This is a genomic window from Paenibacillus glycanilyticus (genome assembly GCF_051200795.1).
Lineage (GTDB): Bacteria > Bacillota > Bacilli > Paenibacillales > Paenibacillaceae > Pristimantibacillus > Pristimantibacillus glycanilyticus.
Genome location: NZ_CP195155.1, coordinates 3,181,058 through 3,199,934 on the forward strand (window position 1 = coordinate 3,181,058; position 18,877 = coordinate 3,199,934).

At 50.2% G+C, this 18,877-nt stretch carries 20 protein-coding genes; 19 read left to right on the forward strand and 1 reads right to left on the reverse strand.

What is annotated here, in order from left to right; translation table 11 throughout:
* Positions 1-16 precede the first annotated feature (16 nt).
* From ACR9FF_RS14595 to helD, 17 genes are all read left to right on the forward strand, one after another.
* Complete coding sequence (locus tag ACR9FF_RS14595; protein WP_127492174.1) at positions 17-1,738, forward strand: GMC family oxidoreductase; 1,722 nt, start codon at positions 17-19, stop codon at positions 1,736-1,738.
* Positions 1,735-2,490 (forward strand): twin-arginine translocase subunit TatC, encoded by a 756-nt coding sequence (tatC, locus tag ACR9FF_RS14600; protein ID WP_127492176.1) that lies wholly within the window; start codon positions 1,735-1,737, stop codon positions 2,488-2,490. Before ACR9FF_RS14595 ends, tatC begins: the two co-directional genes overlap by 4 nt.
* Before the next feature lie 15 nt (positions 2,491-2,505).
* A complete protein-coding gene (tatA, locus tag ACR9FF_RS14605; RefSeq protein WP_015844534.1) occupies positions 2,506-2,706 on the forward strand; it encodes a twin-arginine translocase TatA/TatE family subunit in 201 nt (66 codons plus the stop codon).
* Positions 2,707-2,732: 26 nt separating this feature from the next.
* Entirely contained in the window at positions 2,733-3,182 is a 450-nt protein-coding gene (locus ACR9FF_RS14610) for a cupredoxin domain-containing protein (protein WP_127492178.1), read from the forward strand.
* An 86-nt stretch (positions 3,183-3,268) separates the two neighbouring features.
* A complete protein-coding gene (locus tag ACR9FF_RS14615; protein ID WP_127492180.1) occupies positions 3,269-3,835 on the forward strand; it encodes a methylated-DNA--[protein]-cysteine S-methyltransferase in 567 nt (188 codons plus the stop codon).
* A gap of 32 nt (positions 3,836-3,867) precedes the next feature.
* Positions 3,868-4,593: a class I SAM-dependent methyltransferase gene (locus ACR9FF_RS14620; protein ID WP_127492182.1), complete on the forward strand. Its 726-nt coding sequence runs from the start codon at positions 3,868-3,870 to the stop codon at positions 4,591-4,593.
* A gap of 104 nt (positions 4,594-4,697) precedes the next feature.
* On the forward strand, positions 4,698-4,970 hold the full coding sequence (locus ACR9FF_RS14625; RefSeq protein ID WP_435171878.1) for a hypothetical protein: 273 nt from the start codon (positions 4,698-4,700) through the stop codon (positions 4,968-4,970).
* 115 nt (positions 4,971-5,085) lie between these two features.
* On the forward strand, positions 5,086-5,511 hold the full coding sequence (locus ACR9FF_RS14630) for a DMT family transporter (protein WP_435171879.1): 426 nt from the start codon (positions 5,086-5,088) through the stop codon (positions 5,509-5,511).
* A 38-nt stretch (positions 5,512-5,549) separates the two neighbouring features.
* Positions 5,550-6,254: a Crp/Fnr family transcriptional regulator gene (locus ACR9FF_RS14635; protein WP_435171880.1), complete on the forward strand. Its 705-nt coding sequence runs from the start codon at positions 5,550-5,552 to the stop codon at positions 6,252-6,254.
* Positions 6,254-6,730, forward strand: coding sequence for a DMT family transporter (locus ACR9FF_RS14640; RefSeq protein WP_435172117.1), 477 nt, complete (start codon positions 6,254-6,256; stop codon positions 6,728-6,730). Before ACR9FF_RS14635 ends, ACR9FF_RS14640 begins: the two co-directional genes overlap by 1 nt.
* A complete protein-coding gene (locus tag ACR9FF_RS14645; RefSeq protein ID WP_435171881.1) occupies positions 6,717-7,172 on the forward strand; it encodes a GNAT family N-acetyltransferase in 456 nt (151 codons plus the stop codon). Before ACR9FF_RS14640 ends, ACR9FF_RS14645 begins: the two co-directional genes overlap by 14 nt.
* A 72-nt stretch (positions 7,173-7,244) precedes the next feature.
* A complete protein-coding gene (locus ACR9FF_RS14650; protein ID WP_127492191.1) occupies positions 7,245-7,970 on the forward strand; it encodes an AzlC family ABC transporter permease in 726 nt (241 codons plus the stop codon).
* Complete coding sequence (locus ACR9FF_RS14655) at positions 7,961-8,287, forward strand: AzlD domain-containing protein (protein WP_127492193.1); 327 nt, start codon at positions 7,961-7,963, stop codon at positions 8,285-8,287. Before ACR9FF_RS14650 ends, ACR9FF_RS14655 begins: the two co-directional genes overlap by 10 nt.
* A gap of 133 nt (positions 8,288-8,420) precedes the next feature.
* The gene (locus ACR9FF_RS14660; RefSeq protein WP_435171882.1) at positions 8,421-10,499 is read left to right on the forward strand and encodes a transglycosylase domain-containing protein; all 2,079 of its coding nucleotides are present in this window, start codon (positions 8,421-8,423) and stop codon (positions 10,497-10,499) included.
* The gene (locus ACR9FF_RS14665; RefSeq protein WP_127492197.1) at positions 10,486-11,091 is read left to right on the forward strand and encodes a dienelactone hydrolase family protein; all 606 of its coding nucleotides are present in this window, start codon (positions 10,486-10,488) and stop codon (positions 11,089-11,091) included. The genes ACR9FF_RS14660 and ACR9FF_RS14665 overlap by 14 nt, the downstream gene beginning before the upstream one ends.
* Before the next feature lie 285 nt (positions 11,092-11,376).
* On the forward strand, positions 11,377-12,855 hold the full coding sequence (locus ACR9FF_RS14670; protein ID WP_435171883.1) for an Lsa family ABC-F type ribosomal protection protein: 1,479 nt from the start codon (positions 11,377-11,379) through the stop codon (positions 12,853-12,855).
* A gap of 280 nt (positions 12,856-13,135) precedes the next feature.
* Complete coding sequence (helD, locus tag ACR9FF_RS14675) at positions 13,136-15,574, forward strand: RNA polymerase recycling motor HelD (RefSeq protein WP_435171884.1); 2,439 nt, start codon at positions 13,136-13,138, stop codon at positions 15,572-15,574.
* On the opposite strand, the gene ACR9FF_RS14680 is transcribed toward helD, so the two are convergent.
* Entirely contained in the window at positions 15,559-16,449 is an 891-nt protein-coding gene (locus ACR9FF_RS14680) for a LysR family transcriptional regulator (RefSeq protein WP_435171885.1), read from the reverse strand. The genes helD and ACR9FF_RS14680 overlap by 16 nt on opposite strands.
* Before the next feature lie 122 nt (positions 16,450-16,571).
* Here ACR9FF_RS14680 and ACR9FF_RS14685 point away from each other — a divergent pair, with 122 nt between their 5' ends.
* Both ACR9FF_RS14685 and ACR9FF_RS14690 read left to right on the forward strand, forming a co-directional pair.
* Complete coding sequence (locus ACR9FF_RS14685) at positions 16,572-18,050, forward strand: carboxylesterase/lipase family protein (RefSeq protein WP_435171886.1); 1,479 nt, start codon at positions 16,572-16,574, stop codon at positions 18,048-18,050.
* A 3-nt stretch (positions 18,051-18,053) separates the two neighbouring features.
* Entirely contained in the window at positions 18,054-18,818 is a 765-nt protein-coding gene (locus ACR9FF_RS14690; RefSeq protein ID WP_127492207.1) for a sulfite exporter TauE/SafE family protein, read from the forward strand.
* Positions 18,819-18,877 lie beyond the last annotated feature (59 nt).

Consider the following 18,877-nt stretch of genomic DNA (forward strand, 5'->3'; position numbering starts at 1 on the left):
TAAGGGGTGAAGCAAAATGGCAACTAAACTTCCAAAGGTTCCCGTTGTAATTGTCGGGATGGGCTGGGTTGGCGGCATTATCGCTTCCGAGCTGACGAAAGCCGGTATTTCCGTTGTAGGTCTGGAGCGGGGCAAAAGCAGGGATACGCAGGATTATTACCATGTTCACGACGAGCTCCGCTATGCATCCCGCTATGAGCTGATGCAGGACTTGTCCAAAGAAACGGTTTCCTTCCGCAACACGATGAAAATGAGAGCATTGCCGATGCGGACGTACGGGTCGTTCTTGCTGGGCGAAGGCTTGGGCGGCGCGGGGGTTCACTGGAACGGTCAATATTACCGGTTCCTTCCATATGATTTTGAGATTTACAGCAAGACGGTTGAACGTTACGGCAAGAAGAAGATTCCGGAGAACATGACGATTCGGGACTGGGGCATCACGTATGAGGAGCTAGAACCGTATTTCGTGAAGTATGAGCAGATGGCGGGTATTTCCGGCGAAACCGAGCTGCCTCCGAATATTGGCAAAATGTCCAAGCCGTTTGCAACGGGGCCGATGAAAAAGTCTCCGGGCATGAAGCTGTTTGAGGATGCTGCCAAAAAACTGGGTTACCATCCTTACGTTATTCCTTCGGCCAATTTGTCCGAGCCATACAAAAATCCGGACGGTGTCGAAAGAGCGCCATGTCAATATTGCGGTTACTGCGAGCGGTTCGGCTGCGAATACGGTGCCAAAGCGGATCCGGTCGTTACCGTCCTGCCGGTTGCGAAGCAAACGGGCAAGCTTGATCTTCGGATGCATTCCAACGTGACCCAAATCATTCATGACGGCAAGAAAGCAACCGGCGTCACCTATGTACATACGCCAACCGGAGAAGAATACACGCAGCCTGCCGATATCGTTATTCTTGCAGGTTATCTGTTCACCAATGTCAGGCTTCTGCTGCTCTCCAAGCTAGGCAAGCCTTATAATCCAGAGACCGATACCGGCGCGGTTGGCCGGAATTATGCATATCAGGTGAACGGTGCCAGCACCAGCGCCTTCTACGAGGACCGCGAATTCAACCTGGCAATGGGGGCGGGGGCACTCGGCAGCAGCATCGATGATTTTAACGGCGATAACTTTGACCATAGCGATCTGAAGTTTTTGCACGGCGCGAATATCCGGTTCACGCAGACGGGGCTCCGGCCGATTCAGTATCAGCCGGTTCCGGCAGGTACGCCGAAGTGGGGCGCGGAGTTCAAGAAAGCGACGATCCATAATTCGAACCGCGTATTATCCGTTGCCGGACAAGGAGCAAGCATGCCGAACCGGTATCATTATCTCGATCTTGATCCGGAGTACAAGGACGCGTTCGGACAGCCGCTTATCCGAATGACCTTTGACTTCGAAGACCAGGATCGCGAGCTCGTGAAGTTTATTGCCCAGAAGACGAAGGAAATCGCGGATCAGATGGGCGGAACCAAGACGGAGATCCATGATTCGATCAAGCAATACAACATCGTTCCTTATCAGTCTACCCATAACACGGGCGGGACGATTATGGGATCCGATCCCAAGACCTCCGTCGTTAACAACTATCTGCAAATGTGGGACGCGGAAAACGTATTCATCTGCGGCGCGTCCAACTTCCCGCATAACAGCGGATACAATCCGACGGCCACCGTTGGCGCATTGGCATACCGGACGGCTGAAGGCGTGCAGAAATATTTGGATAAAGGCGGTTCACTCGTGTGAGCAATCAGAATGGCGAAGCGGCTGAGACTGTCGGCAGCGATCTGATCAGTCATCTGACCGAGCTCCGCAAACGCCTCATTTATGTGGCGGGCTGGTTCCTGGCCTCCTTGTGCGTTGGCCTCTATGCAGCGCCTAAAATTTTGACCTTCGTCAAAGGACATCTGGGTGCCATTGAAGTAGAGTGGAGCGTGTTTGCGCTTTCGGACGGAATAGCAGTGTATATGAAATGCGCGCTGCTCGTCGGGATTATACTGACGCTTCCGTTCCTCATGTACCATCTGTGGGCATTTGCAAGACCGGGCATGACGGATGCCGAAGCAAAAAGCACCCTGGTCTATGTGCCGACCTCGTCCCTGCTGTTCGTAAGCGGAGTGTTATTCGGTTATACCGTAGCTCTGCCGATGATGATCCGGTTCATGATTAAGCTGAATCAATCGATGGGAGCCCAAGAGGTATACGGGATCCAGCATTACATGTCATTTCTGATCAGCTTCCTGCTGCCTATGGGGGTTGCTTTTGAAATGCCGCTGGCAATGACTTTTCTGACCCGAATCGGGATGCTGACTCCAGGCAAAATGAAGCAGGTTCGAAAATTTGCGTATGTAGGTCTGGCGGTTGTGGGAACACTTATCTCACCTCCGGATTTTGTATCCCATTTGTCCGTGACCGTTCCACTCATTCTGCTCTTCGAGATCAGCGCATTTATCTCGGCGCGTTACTATAGGCGGAAGTTTGCCGTACAAACGACTTAATTGTGGAGGGATAACATGTTTAACAACGTAGGAATATCAGGGCTGATCATTATTCTGGCTATCGCTTTGATTGTATTTGGACCGGCAAAGCTGCCTCAGCTGGGACGTGCCTTTGGCGATACGCTGCGCGAGTTCCGGAATTCAACAAAAGGCATTGCCGATGATGAACCGGAAGTTAAATCGAACATTATCGAACTGGAACAAACTAAAAATTAATTGAAGATCAAAAGGAGACAGCTGCTATGAAGATCAATAAGCTGCTTATGATCGCTGCCCTGGCCGTAACCGTAATGGGGACGACTGCAGGCTGCGGATCAAGCTCGAAGAACAACAATAATGCCAATACAGGAGCAACCAATAACGCGGGTACAAACGCAGGTACAAACGCTGGGACCAATGCTGGCAATAATGCTGCAGGCGGCGGCGGATCTAAGGCAATTACAATCAAAGCGAAAAACTTTGAATTCGATCAGCCGGAAATTCGTGTTAAGCAAGGCGATAAAGTGACCATTACATTAAATAACGCAGAGGGCTTCCATGGCTTCGCGATTCCGGATTATAACGTCGATATCAAGGAAAATAACGGAACTGCGACATTTACAGCCGATAAAGCCGGCGAGCATGAATTCCATTGCTCGGTGGTGTGCGGCGCAGGCCACAGCAAGATGGTAGGCAAGATCATTGTTGAATAAAGGTATTGACCGAAAGCCGCGATTTCGCGGCTTTTTGTTTTGTTTGAGGAATGGTAAGATTGTTTTATTTGAATGAGGTGAATGAAATGAAGGCTTTGCAAACTACAATGGTTTATTGGGATACGCTGGTTCATCCCGTGTTACATAATCGGCCTATTTATCTGGTTGCAACGGACAACGGATTAGCGCAAGTTACTTTGCCCCATGAGTCTACAATGGAAAGAGTTGAGGCATGGGTGAAGAAAAAAATACCGAATGCGATATTGGTGCGGGATTTGGCTCAAGTAGCTCCGTACAAGCAGCAGCTTCAGGAATATTTGGACGGCAGTCGAAGGAGCTTTACGTTCGCTTTGGATTTTCGCGGCACCGCTTTTCAAAACTCCGTCTGGCAGGCTTTGTTTGAAATTCCATACGGAGAAATGAGAAGCTATGCGGAAATCGCGGAACGAGTAGGGAATCCGAAGGCTGTTCGAGCGGTAGGCACGGCAAACGGCATGAATCCCATTCCGATCGTTGTCCCCTGTCACCGGGTAATCGGCAAGAATAATACGCTAACCGGCTTCAGAGGCGGACTTCAATTGAAAGAGGAGCTGCTCCATCTGGAAGGCGTTCAAGCTTTTGTGAATAAAGGACACGAGAAATACCGCTTTTAAGAAAGCAAGGTCCAAGAGAGGATGCGTCACAAATGAATGAAAGAGTCTCGAAGGCGTTCGATCGACTGGCCATCGCGTATGAGCAATCCGTTGATCATAACAGCGGGCATAACGCCTTTTATGAACGGCCGGCGATGATGAAGCTGCTGCCGGAAGAGATGTCCGGAATGGCTGTTCTGGATGCGGGCTGTGCCGCAGGCTGGTATACATCGCAATTCGCCGAACGGGGAGCGCAAGTGACGGCTATAGATCTCAGCCCGGAGATGGTGGCGGCTTGCAGAAGAAGAGTAGGGGATAAAGCAAATGTATTGGTCTGTGAGCTTGGCAAGACGCTGCCGTTTGAGGACGAATCGTTTGACCTTATCGTCAGCTCGCTTACCCTGCATTACGTTGAAGATTGGGGAACCGTGTTCCGCGAGCTGCGGCGCGTGCTGAAGCCGGGCGGTACGTTGCAATTCTCCGTACATCATCCGTTCATGGTGTTCCGGCAGTATGATCGTACGGATTATTTCGCCCGCGAATTATTGACGGATGTATGGAATAAGAAGGAAACAGGTCCCGTAGAGGTAACCTTTTATCATAAATCGATGATGGATATTGTTAACGCAACGACGGAATATTTTACACTTGATCAAATGATCGAGCCGCAGCCGGCTAAGGAATATAGGGAGCTTCCCGGAGCCGGCGACTGGTATAAGCGCTGGTACGAACGATTAATGACTAATCCATGGTTCTTGATTATAAAAGCACGGAAATAACATTCGGTTCAAAAATTAATGTTAATCTAACATTCGATAAATACATCCTTAATACAGCTCCTTTATTATTACCGTAGTACAAAGATAAAGGAGCCGATAAAGCAATGAAAGCACAAAAAACAGAACCGGCGAGAATGCCTGAATACCGGATCAGCGAAAGCGAATCGATGCAATACAAGCTGCTTTACCAGATCCGAATGGGCAATATGAGCACAAGCGAACTGGATAAGCTGCAATTCCTTTGCAAAAGCGAGCTTCATCAGCTGCGCAGCGAACTTGATGCGATGCTGCAGGAGCTTCGCGACATGAACAAGCAAATGCAGCAGGGCAAGAATGAAAATCATAAGGAAAAAGATAAGGAAAGCATCGCTGCTTAAGAGGCAATGATGCTTTTTTTATTTGTATGGATAGATTCAGGACATATGTCCTTTTTGTTTTTACCCTCCTGTCGTTTAATTAGAAGAGCGAAATGAACGAGGAGGATGACGAGGAATGAAAGGCATATTCTATGCGGTGCTGGGCGGAGTATTTCTGACCTTGCAAGGTACGGCAAACGCAGCGATTGGCGAGCATCTTGGAACCTGGCAGGCCGCCGTGCTGACGCAAGGGACGGGTTTTGCAGCCGCTCTGCTAATCGTATGGCTGACGGGCGACCGATCGTGGAAACAGCTCAAACAGGTGAAGCTGCGCTACCGGTTTGGCGGAGCGTTTGCAGCGTTTATCATATTCAGCAATATTACGGCTTTTCATCATAACGGAGCAGCCATTACGGTATCGTCCGTGCTGATCGCCCAGATCCTCGTTACTTTGGGAATGGAGAAAGCCGGTTGGTTCGGGAATGCGGCAATCCGGTTAAGAGCGCCGCAATGGATCGGCATAGCCCTGATGATAACCGGGATCTTATGTTTATCGTTCTGACAGGATAAAATATCCATTAGAAAGGGGATGCCGTCAAGTTGAAAGAAATTTTGGATGATGCCCGGATTGATCAATATCTGGCCCAATACGCGTTAGACGATGTATTCCCAAGCTCGCTGCGGCAGCACTTGGCGTTATATCGGTTCGAACCTGGCGATACGTTATGCAAGCAAGGCGAAATACCGGAATATATCTTCTTTCTCATGCGCGGAAAAGTGAAGGTATATACCGCCTCGGCGGACGGGAAGACGCTGCTTGTTAATTTTACGTCCCCGCTTGGCGTGCTGGGCGAGATCGAGTGCCTGAATGAGCTGGAGAATTTGAATACCGTTTCGGCCGTTACGCCGGTCGAGACGGTTGCTTTTCACAAGCGTTGGCTGAAGCTGTATCGGGAAGAAGTGCCGTTCCTGCAATTTATGCTGCATCTTGTCACCGAAAAGTTTTATAACAAATCGGTGTCGCTCAGCTTCAATCTCTTATACCCGGTCGAAATCAGGCTTGCCAGTTATTTGCTGTCCGTAACGACCCCGGAGGATGCAAGGGTCAGCTCGGTTCATTTGAAGGATATGGCGAATCTCATCGGCACAAGCTACCGGCATCTGAACCGGATTATTCTTAGCTTTACCGGTGCGAACTTGATCGAGCGCAGCCGGGGCACGCTTGTCGTGAAAGACCGCAAGGGGCTTGAAGAAGCAGCCGGAAGAAATATTTACGAGAATGGAGACCGGAAGGAGCAAAAATGATGTTAACAGGCATATTACTGGCATTGATGGCGGGCTCGCTTGTCAGCGTACAGAACTTGTTTAACAATAAAGTCAATGCGGCTGCGAACTCGCATACCACGACAGCTCTGGTGCTTGGTATGGGCTTTATGGCTTCGTTAGGCATGGGGCTGATGTTTGAGGGAGCGGATCTGCTCAGCTGGAAGCCGATGCCCGTCTGGTTCTGGTTCAGCGGCTTGCTTGGGATCGGCGTTGTCACTTGCGTCGTGAAAGGGGTACGGCTCTTAGGCCCGAGCTATGGGACAACCATCGTAATGGCTTCCCAGCTGCTCTGCGCATTATGGTGGGATTCGACAGGTTGGTTTGGACTCGAGCAAGTGACCTTCACGCCACAGAAGGCAATTGGAGTTGCGGCGCTTCTGGCGGGAATTCTTTTGTTCAAGTCGAAGCCTAAAGAGAATAAACAGCTTAGAGAGGTGCGGCATGAACTATCGTAAAGCAGAGATTGAGGATATTGAGGCATTAATGTCATTGAGAAAGCAACAACTTATTGATGAAGGAATTGCTCCAGACCAAGATATCGATGAGGAGCTCCGAACTTTTTTCGCAAACAAGTTAACGGACGGTTCGCTTATGGAATGGGTTGTAGAAGCTGACTCGGAGATAGTCGCAACCGCGGCCGTGATCTTTTATGATTTTCCTCCGTCATTTACGAATAAAAGCGGTAAAAAAGCTTATATCACAAATATGTATACGGATATTCGTTATCGTGGGCACGGTATCGCAACCCAGTTGCTGAACCGTTTAGTTGAAGAAGTTAAGTCAGCAGGAGTACAGACCGTTTGGCTTGCGGCTTCACAGCTTGGAAAACCGGTTTATAAGAAATTTGGATTTCAGGAAGCTAACGATTGGATGGAAATGCATCTCAAGGAGGATTAGTGAAGCCGCGTTCCGCGGCTTCTTTTTATGCTAAGATAAGAGGATAGCTTTAATGGTAGGAGAGGGAAGTATATGCAGCAAGAGAACGTACAGCTTAGAATGGAAAGTGATGAGAACAGCTTCCTTCAAGGGGTGAAGGACTGCGTACCAACGTTATTGGGTTATTTAAGCATCGGGTTCGCGGCGGGAGTGGTTGGTCATACCTCGGGGTTAAGCGTGCTGGAGATTACCTTGATGTCGATTCTTATTTACGCAGGCTCCGCACAGTTTATCATCGCGGGAATGGTAGCCGCGCAGGGCTCCATAGCAGCAATCGTGTTTACCGTATTTATCGTTAATCTAAGGCATCTGCTGCTTAGCGCGGCATTGTCCCCCTATTTCCGTCATTTGACGGCTTTTAAGACCATGATGATAGGCACGCTCCTGACGGATGAGACGTTTGGAGTGGCGATTAACAGAGCGGCCAATACAAAAGCACTCAGCGAATCATGGATGAACGGACTAAACATAACGGCGTATCTTAATTGGATTCTTGCTACGATGGCGGGTGCATTTCTGGGGCAATGGATCACGAATCCGGAAAGGTTTGGTCTCGATTTCGCGTTGTCCGCCATGTTTATTGGACTGCTTGTTTTGCAATTATTAGGTCGTCAGAAGCTGTTCAGAGATTTAGTCGTAGTCGTAAGCGCGGTGATTATCGTTGTGGGTGCAAGCATGGTCACTTCGGGAAGCATGGCGGTTATTATCGCAACCGTAAGTGCGGCAACAATAGGAGTGTTGATTGAACGATGGAAATAAGATGGGATATTCTTGCAATTATAATAGGTGCTTCAATCGTTACTTTTCTTCCGCGGGTCCTGCCGCTTGTTGTGCTCAGTCGCTTGCAAATTCCCGATCTGGCGATGCGTTGGCTAAGCTATATCCCCGTTGCGGTTATGGCAGCCTTGTTAGGCAACGAACTGCTGATGACCGATGGCAAACTAACTTCATTGAAGGAAAACATCGAGTTATTTGCCGCTCTGCCTACCTTCCTGGTAGCCATCTTTACGCGCAGTCTTCTCGGCACAATCATCACGGGCGTAATAAGCGTTATGCTGCTTCGATTGATTATGTAGGTCTGCGTAAATCGCAGACCTTATTGCTTATTATCGTAAAATTAGGTCCTACGTACAGAAAACGGGTCTTCTCTACGAATGATTATCCAAGACAAAAGTAACGGGTTGTTGCACCAAGCTTGGAGGAATTTGTATGAGATCAGCAATTCACCATCAGAAAGCAAAAAAGCGGGGACTTTGGATGAAGCTTGTCCTTTTTATTATGATTACCGGCGTAATTATCGCTGTCATTGGAGTGGTTGCTTTTAAATTAATGGTTGCTCGGCAGGATGTATCCTTGCTGGAGGAGCCGCTGCCGGCGGCTACGATCATTTACGATCAGAACAAGGAAGAAGCGCTTCGCATTTCGCCGAAAAAAGCCGAGGCCGTCAGCTATGACAGCTTGCCGGAGGAACTGATCGAAGCGGTAGTTGCCGTAGAGGACAAACGTTTCTTCGAGCATAAAGGCACGGATTTGCAAGGGATTGGCCGGGCGATGGTAACCAATCTGACAAACGGCAAGACGGTGCAGGGGGCAAGTACCATTACCCAGCAGCTGGCGAAAAACGTTTTTCTCAGCCAGGAACGGACATGGACCCGGAAGTGGAAGGAGCTTCTGCTCGCCGAGAAAATCGAGAAGAATTACGATAAGCAGCAGATCCTAACCTTTTATTTGAACCAAATCTATTTCGGCGAAGGGGCTTGGGGGATCAAGAAGGCTTCCGAGCTGTACTTTGGCGTTCCGGTGAACGAGCTGTCGCTTACGCAATCGGCACTGCTTGCCGGGATTATCAAGGCGCCTTCGGCACTCTCGCCTTACAGCCATCCGGAGGAAGCGAAAGCGAGAAGGAACGTGGTGCTGAAGCTTATGAAGGATCAAGGCAAGATTGATCAGGCTGCATACGAGGCTTCGGTGAAGGAGCCGCTTCATATTCAAAGCTCAAAGCCAAGCAGCAGCGATGCCATTAAGTACCCTTATTTCATCGATCAGGTCATTCGCGAGGCAAGCCAGAAGTACGGACTAACGGAAAATGAAGTGCTTCACGGTGGATTCCGGATCTACACGACCATGGATACGAAGATGCAGGAAGCTGCCGAGGACGTTTATTCGCAGGACAGCCTCTTTCCGGCGAGCAGTTCGGATCAATTGATACAAAGCGGGGCCGTGCTTGTAGATCCTAAGGACGGAGGGATCCGGGCTCTTATCGGAGGCCGAGGCGAGCAGCCGTTCCGCGGCTTTAACCGTGCGGTGCAGCTGAAACGCCAGCCTGGCTCTACTATGAAGCCGATTTCGGTGTATACGCCGGCTTTGGAGCGGGGTTATACTCCGGATAGCACCTTAATGGACGAACCGGTCAATTTCGGAGGCTATCAGCCTAAAAATGCGGGCGGCAGCTATCATGGCGAAGTATCCATTTACGAAGCTTTGATTCATTCGTATAACGTGCCTGCGGTATCGCTGCTTAACGAGATGGGGATTGATGCAGGAATGGAAGCCGCCAAGCGGTTCGGCATTGAGCTTACGGATACGGACCGGACGCTGGGGCTTGCTTTAGGCGGCTTGCAGGAAGGAGTCTCGCCGCTCGCTATGGCTGAAGCTTTTGGCGTATTCGCAAATGACGGAACACGGATCCCGGCACATTCCATTTCACGGATCGATTCGGCTGAAGGGGAGACCATTGCCGAGTTCGATTCCAACGTCAGCGTGAAAGTGACGGAGCCTGCGGTTGCACGGACGATGACGGCGATGCTTGAAGGTGTCGTCAAGGAAGGCACAGGCGATGCTGCATCCCTAGGTGATCGGCCGGTAGCCGGTAAGACGGGCACAACCGAGATGCCTGGAACCGGCGGAGAAGGGATGAAGGACAATTGGTTTGTGGGGTATACGCCGCAGCTGGTTGGAGCGGTATGGCTTGGCTATGACCATACGGATACCAGCCATTACTTGACGACAACCTCGAAGGCCGCAGCAGCCGTATTCCAGAAGCTGATGAGCGAAGCTCTTCAAGACGAACCGGTCATGGCATTCGCTAACATGCCGGCGATTGCCAAGAAACCAAAAGAGACCGGAAAAGCTAAGGAAGAGAAAGAAGAGAAGAAGGACAAGGACAAAGACAAGCCAAAGCACGAAAAACCCGGGAAGGATAAGCACAAAGAGGACAAGAAAAAGGGACCGGGAGAAGAGCATCGAGGTAAGGGGAAAGGGAAAAAAGATAAAAATGACGATGATTGAGATCAAGCAGCATTCGGATAAGGCGATTATCGTAGCCCATGAAATCTACGGTTTGAACCGTCATATCTTGGCGTTGTGTGCGTCAATTGCGGCGCAGGGCTATGACGTGTATGCACCGGATTTGCTCAATCGACAGGAGCCTTATGGTTATGAGCAAGAGCAAGAGGCTTACGGATATTTTATGGAACATGTCGGATTCGATCAAGCATCCGCAGCCATACTAAGATTAGCGGGAGAGCTCAAATCGCAATATCGCCAAATATTCCTGATTGGATTCAGTATTGGTGCAACGGCATCCTGGATGTGCTGCGCCAGTCCGGACATTTCGGCAGTGGTGGGTTATTATGGCTCCAGAATTCGCAGCTATACAGAGCTCAATCCTTCCTGTCCGGTGTTGTTATTTTACCCGGAGGCCGAGCCGTCGTTTGACGTGGACCAATTAATGGCTGTTTTACGAGTTAAACCGCAGGTTCACATTCGCAAATTCAGCGGAAACCATGGCTTTGGCGATCCTTATTCGAAGCGTTACGTCCAAGCGTCGGCAGATGAAGCTTTTGGTCAAATGGTGGATTTTCTCAAATCCATTGGTTGAAAATCAAAATTGGCTATGTTAAGATACCTGTAATTTAAGGATTGGGGATGAAAAAGATATGTAGGATTTTCTTGCGACGGTATACGAGAATAAAACGAGCGATAACGATCTGTTTCGATTGTTTTATTTTTCTATGCGCAAGAGAGTTACTGCATCTTTTTCACTCAGGCGAATATTCTTGTCCACCCGTTAGATGGTAATCCAAGGGCTGGATTTGCCGTATTCATTTGAGCTGTGGGAAAGGTAACTTTCTTGCAGCTCTTTTTGATTACGGGGGGAATTCATATGTCACTGATTAATGTATCGAACCTTACGTTTGCCCATGAGGGCAGCTACGATAATATATTCGAGAATGTAAGCTTTCAGCTTGATACGAGCTGGAAGCTGGGCTTTACCGGACGAAACGGCCGGGGAAAAACGACCTTTATGAACCTGCTGCTAGGGAAATACGAATACAGCGGACATATTTCGGCCAACGTAACGTTCGAGTATTTCCCGTTCCGTGTAGAGCATCCGGAATATCTGACGACGGATGTCGTCGAGGAGATTTATCCGGATTACCAGCAATGGGAGCTTGTGCGCGAATTGACGCTGCTGCAGGTATCCGATGATGTCCTCTACCGGCCGTTTGATACGTTGTCGAACGGGGAACAGACGAAGGTGCTGCTTGCCGCCTTATTTCTGAAAGAGGATAGCTTCCTGCTGATCGACGAGCCGACCAACCATCTGGATATGAACGCGCGGAAGCTGGTCAGCCAATATCTGAACAGCAAGAGCGGATTTATTCTAGTCTCCCATGACCGCACCTTCCTTGACCATTGCGTTGACCATATTCTCTCCATCAACCGAACGAATATCGAAATTCAGAAGGGCAATTTCTCTGACTGGTGGGAGAACAAAGAACGGCAGGACCAATACGAGCTGGCGGAGAATGATAAGCTGAAGAAAGACATTAAGCGGTTGTCCGAGGCGGCGAAACGCACGAATAACTGGTCCCATGAAGTCGAGAAGACGAAGAACGGCACGAGAAATTCCGGCTCCAAGGTAGACAAAGGTTATATCGGACATAAAGCAGCCAAAATGATGAAGCGTTCTAAGTCGATGGAGCAGCGTCAACAATCGGCAATCGAAGAGAAATCCACGCTGCTGAAAAACATTGAGTCTTCCGACAGCCTGAAGCTGGAGCAGCTCGTTTACCATAAGCCTCAGCTTGTGGAGCTGGAGCGGGTCTCGGTGTACTACGGCGATAAGCAAGTATGCACGGATGTCAGCTTTACGATCGAGCAGGGGGAACGGATCGCGCTATCCGGCCGTAACGGCTCCGGCAAATCCAGTCTTCTTAAGCTGATCATCGGAGAAGACCTGTCCTATACCGGGACCTTCCGCAAGGGAAGCAACCTCAAGATTTCTTATGTCTCCCAGGATACCTCCCACTTGCGGGGCAACCTGACGGATTACGCGAGAGAGCACGGAATTGACGAAAGTCTCTTTAAGGCTATTCTGCGCAAGCTGGATTTCTCCAGAATTCAGTTCGAGAAGGATATTTCCTCCTTCAGCGGAGGCCAGAAGAAGAAGGTTTTGATTGCGAAAAGCTTAAGCGAAAAAGCTCATCTTCATATTTGGGATGAACCGCTGAACTTCATCGATGTCATCTCCCGCATGCAGATCGAAGAGCTGCTGCTGGAGCATTCGCCAACTATTTTGTTTGTCGAGCATGACCGGGCTTTCTGCGAAAATATCGCGACCAAATTCGTTGAGCTGTAATGAAAAAGAAAAGGCCGTCCTTCGGTTTCGAAGGGCGGCCTTGTTTGATGACGGATAAAAAAAAAAAGCCCCGTATGGACAACGGGACGTAATTTACGATTGCGTATCAAAAAAAATCATGCTATAGTAATAAAACCTGTGCACGATGATTTTATGTAAGGACATAGTTAGAACATCTTATCTACACTTATATAATATCATGCGGCGCATGCGGTTGTCAAATGTCAAACGTTTATTTTCGAGATTTTTTTAAAAATCGAGAAGGAGTGTGTTTATATTTATGAAACAGAATGAATGGAACCAGGAGCAAAACCGTCTAGATGAAGTGAAGGTTAAGCTTAAAGAAAAGATTGCAGAGCTCGAACCGGAAGTGGATACGCTGTACGGTCAAGCTTCGAATATACGCAGGCACTTCTGGGAGGAAGTAACCGTCAACACAAGCTCGGATGAGGATTTCGAAGAAACGTTCTTCAGCATCAATCAGCAGGCCGCGCTGTTATCGGAGCGGGAGCGAACTCACGAGAAACGGCGCCAGCAATGGAAAAGCCTGAAACGGCTTCAACAGTCTCCCTATTTCGGACGTATTGATTTTAAAGAGGACGGCTTGAATGAGGCAGAACAGGTCTATATCGGCTTGTCGTCGTTCTTGGCTTCGGACGGAATGAACTTCCTGGTCTACGATTGGCGGACGCCGATCGCCAGCCTTTATTACGATTATTCTCCGGGACCGGCTTCCTACGCTACGCCAGGCGGACAGATTAAAGGAAATATGGAGCTTAAACGGCAGTATCAGATTAAAGACGGCGAGCTGCTTAATTTCTTCGATGCCAGCGTCACGATAGGCGATTCGATGCTGCAGCAGGTGCTTGGCCAAGGCGCCAATAACCAGATGAAAAGCATCGTGGCGACGATTCAGAAGGAGCAAAACGCGATTATCCGTAATGATACCAGCCGAATGCTGATCGTGCAGGGAGTCGCCGGAAGCGGGAAAACCTCGGCAGCTCTTCAGCGGGCCGCGTATTTGCTCTATAAACATAGGGAGCGTCTGACGGCTGACCAGATCGTTCTTTTTTCGCCGAATCCAATGTTCAACAGTTACGTTTCTACCGTTCTTCCCGAGCTTGGCGAGGAAAACATGCAGCAGACGACCTTCCAGGAATATTTGGACTACTGGCTCGGAGCGGCCATGAAGCTGGAAGATCCGTTCGAGCAAATCGAATATGTGCTGACGCAGGAGTCGGCGGTCGGATACGAAGCGCGGGTTGACGGTATCCGGTACAAAGCATCCGAAGCTTTCCTGATTGCGCTGCAGAAATACGCGGGATGGTTAAGCAAGGAAGGCATGTTGTTTAAGAGTATACGTTTCCGGGACCGCGAACTGATTACCTCGAAGCAATTATACGAGCAATTTTACGGTTATGACGCGTCTGTCCGCCTGGCTAACCGGATTATCTTGCTGCAGGAATGGGTATTGAAGGAGCTGCGTAAATTCGCGCGCAACGAGCTGTCCGCGGAATGGGTCGATAAAGAGCTTGATTACCTTGATAACGAGCAATACGTGGAGGCTTACAGCGAGATCTTGAAGAAGTTCCAGCGGGACGAAGAGCTGTTTGACGTGTCCGAGCGTTATGCGAAAGCGCTGGACCGCGCCAACAAGTTTACGAATCAAGGCGAGGATCAAATCTTCGACTTCTCCGAGCAGCAGGAAGACCTGCTGCGCCAGATGATCGTGAAGGAGCATTTCAAGCCTTTGCGCCGGATGGTGAAGAAAATGAAGTTCGTGGATGTGAACGGTCTTTACGCGCAGCTGTTTGACGAAGAGGGATCGGCCTACAGCCGAATGACCGAAGGTGCCGATGTGCCTGCTAACTGGCCGGAGATTTGCAGGCAGACGAAGGAGAAGCTGGGCAACCAAGAGTTGTTTTACGAAGACGCAACCCCTTATCTGTTCTTGAAGGAATTAATTGAAGGCTCCCGGATGAATACGATTGTCCGCCATATCTTCGTGGATGAAGGCCAGGATTATTCGCCATTCCAGTATGCGTTCCTTAAGAAGCTTTTCCCGAATGCCCGCATGACCGTGCTTGGTGATTTCGGCCAGGCGATCTTTACTCAATCTTCCAAGCTGGGCGGAGGAGATTCTCCGCTGCTTAAGCTGTACGGGGAAGAGAACACCACTCTCATTCCGCTCTTGCAAAGCTACCGGTCGACGAAAGAGATCGTGGAGTTCACGCGGCTGATGCTCCCTGGCGGCGAAGAGATTATTCCGTTCGAGCGTCATGGCAAAAAGCCGTTGATTACAACGGCTGGGAGCCGCGAAGCGCTGCTTCGCCAGCTTGTTCATGATCTGGAATCGCTCAAGGCGGAAGGGAACCGTTCAATCGCCGTTATCGCGAAGAATGCAGCCGAGAGCAAGGAAGCTTACGAGGCATTAACCTCAAGCGGAATGGAAGCTATTCGCCTGGTAACGACGGAAACCTTGACCTTCGAGTCCGGAATTATGGTTATCCCGGCTTATTTGGCCAAAGGAGTGGAATTCGACGCCGTCTCAATCTACGACGCATCGTCGGAGTCTTATAACCGCGAAAGCGAAAGAAAGCTGTTCTATACGGCATGTACTCGCGCGATGCATCAGCTCCAGCTCTATATTTGCGGGGAATGGGCGCCATATCTGAATGCCGTGAGCAGAGAGCTGTATGAACTTCAGGCTTTGGAATAAGCCTCGAACAGTTCCGAGAAGTACCGGATGGTACAATCCCGAAACGATGCGGCCGCTTGAGTCAGGTACCGTCCCTTGGGCCAATGAAGCGAGATGGATCGTTCGCAGTACCCTTCCTTCAAAGGGATGGTGACCACATCGGGTCCGGTCGAACCTCCCCAGGTGATGGCCGGAAGAAAAGCAAGGCCTTGACCAGCCCGTATGAGACCGCGGACAGTAGCCGGATCGTCGCTTTCGAACTGGATGCGCGGCGTAAATCCGGTAAGCCGACAGAAGGCATCCGTTGTCTCGCGCAGCGATTTGCCGGGAGGAAGGCTGATGAATCGTTCCTCTTTCAATTCCTCCAGGCTGATCCGGTCGCACCTCGCAAGAGGATGCTCGGAAGGCAGCGCGACGACAATCTTCTCCCGCAGCAAAGCGACCGAATGGCAGCCGGGAGGAGGAACGGCGCCGTCTGACAGGCATAAATCAAAGTCAAAAGCGTGTTCGCTTGGCAACGCGTGCTGAAGCAAATGGAATTGCGTATCCGGCTTGCTTTTGCGGAATTCGGCAAGGAGACCCGGCAGGAGATGAGAGGAGACGCGTACATCCAGCGTGATGTATTCGGAAGGAGATTCAACTAGATCCTGCAGCTCCCGCTTTCCATCCTCCAAAGCTTGAAGCGCGATATCCACCTTGCTCAGAAAATGAATGCCATGCTCATTTAGCCGGATTGATTTGTTGGTGCGCTCGAACAGCTTAACTCCCAGCTCCGCTTCGAGGGAAGCGATCGTTTTGCTAAGAGCAGGCTGGGAAATATGCAAATGCCGTGCAGCTTGCGTCATATGCTGCAAACGCGCGGTTGTCTGAAAATATTTTAATTGCAGGAGCTCCATTTGACTCACCTTGTCTTTCTTATTCGTTATAACCTGTAGATTATGGTTGCTATGCCTAAATATATATTAGAGTTCATGGATTCTCAAGACTATAATGGTCACATCACAATACGGATGGGAGAATGGCTCTAGTGATTATTCAAACGTCATCTGGACACGTAAAAGGCGTTCAATTAAACGGATGTTATGTATATAGAGGAATTCCGTATGCGCAAGCTCCGGTCGGGGAGCTGAGGTTCAAGCCGCCTCAAGCCCCTCCGGCATGGGAGGGAGTTCGGGACTGCCGCTCTTTTGGGCCAATCGCCTATCAGAATGTTGACCCTAACCGTACTTTCCCGGAGCTTGCGTACTCCGAGGACTGTCTGAATCTGAATGTCTGGACGTCCGGTCCTGCGGGGCAGCTTCGTCCTGTTCTTGTTTATATCCATGGCGGGGGATTTATAGGCGGGAAGGGTGCGGACTGTGACGGCAGCCGTTATGCCGCGGAAGAAGATTTCGTATTCGTCTCGCTGAACTACCGGCTTGGAGCGCTAGGCTTTCTTGCCTTGGAAGAGATTCTTGGCGAGGAATACGTGACATCCGGAAATAACGGCATGCTGGACATTATCGCGGCGCTGCGCTGGGTGCAGAACAATATCGCTGCCTTTGGCGGCGATCCCTCCAACGTGACCGTGATGGGGAACTCCGCCGGCGCCAAGTGTACGGCAACCTTGTATACGATGAAGGCTGCCGAAGGACTGTTCCAGCGGGCGGTAGCCCAGAGCGGGGCAACTCAATCCATAAGAGACAAGAAGACGGCTGCTTTAACAGCAAGCCGACTTCTTAAGGCATTGGGGTTGAAGCCGGAAGATGCGAGGCGGCTTCTCGAATTGCCCGCAGAGCAGCTCATCCAGGCTCAAATGAAGGTAGGACCGGACACGGCGGGAAATCTTCATATGTTTGGCCCCGTTGCGGACGGGGTTCTTATTCCAATTGATCCGATCCATTATCTCCAAGAAGCAGAGAAGCTGCCGCCGCTCTTGATCGGATCAAACGAAGACGAAGCGGCAATGTTTATCTATTATGATCCGGGCTTACAGAAGCCTGATGCAGACACGTTAAGTAGACTGTTTGGCGAGAATCAGCAGGAAGTATGGCATTCCTTCTTCCGTCATTCCGAGACGTTACCCGTGGAAAAGGCATGGAGCAAAGCGTTGACCGAGCATTTGTACGCGATTGGCTGCATGCAGCTCGCGCAGGCGGTTGCGGCTTCGGGTGCTCCGGTATGGAAGTACAGGCTAACGTACGGAGGCTGGCTTGGGGCTATTCACGGTTACGAAGGCAGCTTGATTAACTATGCGGAAAACAAAGCGCGAGATCTCTCCAATGATGCAAACGATCCTTATTTCATTGCGGATGAAGCCGCAGGTCTAGCTTCCGGCATGCGCTCAGCGTGGAACGCGTTCATCCGCTGCGGTGACCCTAACACCCCTGAGCTGCCTGCGTGGCCGGAATATGGTCCTAATCAATCCGTCATGATGCTTCAACCGGATAGCTTTGTTCAAGAAAACTTAACGCCGCCAATCGGGATTTCCGTGCAGCATCAGGTTTGGAGGACGTAAGAAATGATATTTGTTGAAGTAACAGCCGCAATGCTGCTTCTGGGGTTATTGCTTGGATTCGTTGGGGCAGGTGGATCGGGTTTTATTATTGCGATATTAACGGTTGCATTCGGTTATCCGATTCATACGGCGCTTGGCACGGCTCTTGCGGCTATGTTCTTTTCTTCGTTATCCGGGTCTGTCAGCCATTATCGCGAAGGCAATATGATTCTGAAGACCGGCGCCATCGTTGGCTTGGCAGGCGCGGCAGGCGCCTGGGTCAGCTCGGGCTGGTCTTCCTTTATTCCGGAGGACAAGTTAGGCTGGATGACTTCGGGCATGCTGTTCAGCTCCGGTCTGGCTCTCTGGTTCAGAATGGTCTATCAGGCTAAGCATGGCGGGAAAAGCTCGTCCGCACAAATGAAAACCAGCGGCATGAAGTACTATGCATCTGCTGTCTCAATCGGATTAGTTACAGGGGCATTGTCCGGACTGTTCGGGATTGGCTCAACGCCCTTTATCCAGCTTGGGCTTATGCTCCTTCTTGGCATGTCCATGCGTTTCGCGGCAGGAACGACAATGCTCGTTATTATGCCAATCGCATTAGCGGGGGGAGCCGGATATTACTCTGTCGGTTATCTGGACATTCAACTGCTTATCGCCGTTGTGATCGGCACGATGCTTGGCTCTTATACCGGAGCGAAATTCACCAAACGCGTGCCGGCGGTTATGCTCAAAACCTGCATGGTGCTGACGCCAATGCTTGGCGCTGCGATTTTGCTCCTTTAAAAAGGACTCCGGAAGGGTTGCAGCGAACTCCTTATTATCCTAATGCGATTAAAGGGGGC

Coding starts and splice junctions, on each gene's coding strand:
- ACR9FF_RS14645 (WP_435171881.1), top strand. CDS start 6,717: ATGAACTATCGTAAAGCAGAGATTGAGGATATTGAGGCATTAATGTCA.
- ACR9FF_RS14685 (WP_435171886.1), top strand. CDS start 16,572: ATGGCTCTAGTGATTATTCAAACGTCATCTGGACACGTAAAAGGCGTT.
- ACR9FF_RS14690 (WP_127492207.1), top strand. CDS start 18,054: ATGATATTTGTTGAAGTAACAGCCGCAATGCTGCTTCTGGGGTTATTG.
- ACR9FF_RS14610 (WP_127492178.1), top strand. CDS start 2,733: ATGAAGATCAATAAGCTGCTTATGATCGCTGCCCTGGCCGTAACCGTA.
- ACR9FF_RS14680 (WP_435171885.1), bottom strand. CDS start 16,449: ATGGAGCTCCTGCAATTAAAATATTTTCAGACAACCGCGCGTTTGCAG.
- ACR9FF_RS14640 (WP_435172117.1), top strand. CDS start 6,254: ATGTTAACAGGCATATTACTGGCATTGATGGCGGGCTCGCTTGTCAGC.
- ACR9FF_RS14595 (WP_127492174.1), top strand. CDS start 17: ATGGCAACTAAACTTCCAAAGGTTCCCGTTGTAATTGTCGGGATGGGC.
- ACR9FF_RS14655 (WP_127492193.1), top strand. CDS start 7,961: ATGGAAATAAGATGGGATATTCTTGCAATTATAATAGGTGCTTCAATC.
- ACR9FF_RS14630 (WP_435171879.1), top strand. CDS start 5,086: ATGAAAGGCATATTCTATGCGGTGCTGGGCGGAGTATTTCTGACCTTG.
- ACR9FF_RS14615 (WP_127492180.1), top strand. CDS start 3,269: ATGAAGGCTTTGCAAACTACAATGGTTTATTGGGATACGCTGGTTCAT.
- ACR9FF_RS14670 (WP_435171883.1), top strand. CDS start 11,377: ATGTCACTGATTAATGTATCGAACCTTACGTTTGCCCATGAGGGCAGC.
- helD (WP_435171884.1), top strand. CDS start 13,136: ATGAAACAGAATGAATGGAACCAGGAGCAAAACCGTCTAGATGAAGTG.
- ACR9FF_RS14620 (WP_127492182.1), top strand. CDS start 3,868: ATGAATGAAAGAGTCTCGAAGGCGTTCGATCGACTGGCCATCGCGTAT.
- ACR9FF_RS14625 (WP_435171878.1), top strand. CDS start 4,698: ATGAAAGCACAAAAAACAGAACCGGCGAGAATGCCTGAATACCGGATC.
- ACR9FF_RS14660 (WP_435171882.1), top strand. CDS start 8,421: ATGAGATCAGCAATTCACCATCAGAAAGCAAAAAAGCGGGGACTTTGG.
- ACR9FF_RS14665 (WP_127492197.1), top strand. CDS start 10,486: ATGACGATGATTGAGATCAAGCAGCATTCGGATAAGGCGATTATCGTA.
- ACR9FF_RS14650 (WP_127492191.1), top strand. CDS start 7,245: ATGCAGCAAGAGAACGTACAGCTTAGAATGGAAAGTGATGAGAACAGC.
- tatA (WP_015844534.1), top strand. CDS start 2,506: ATGTTTAACAACGTAGGAATATCAGGGCTGATCATTATTCTGGCTATC.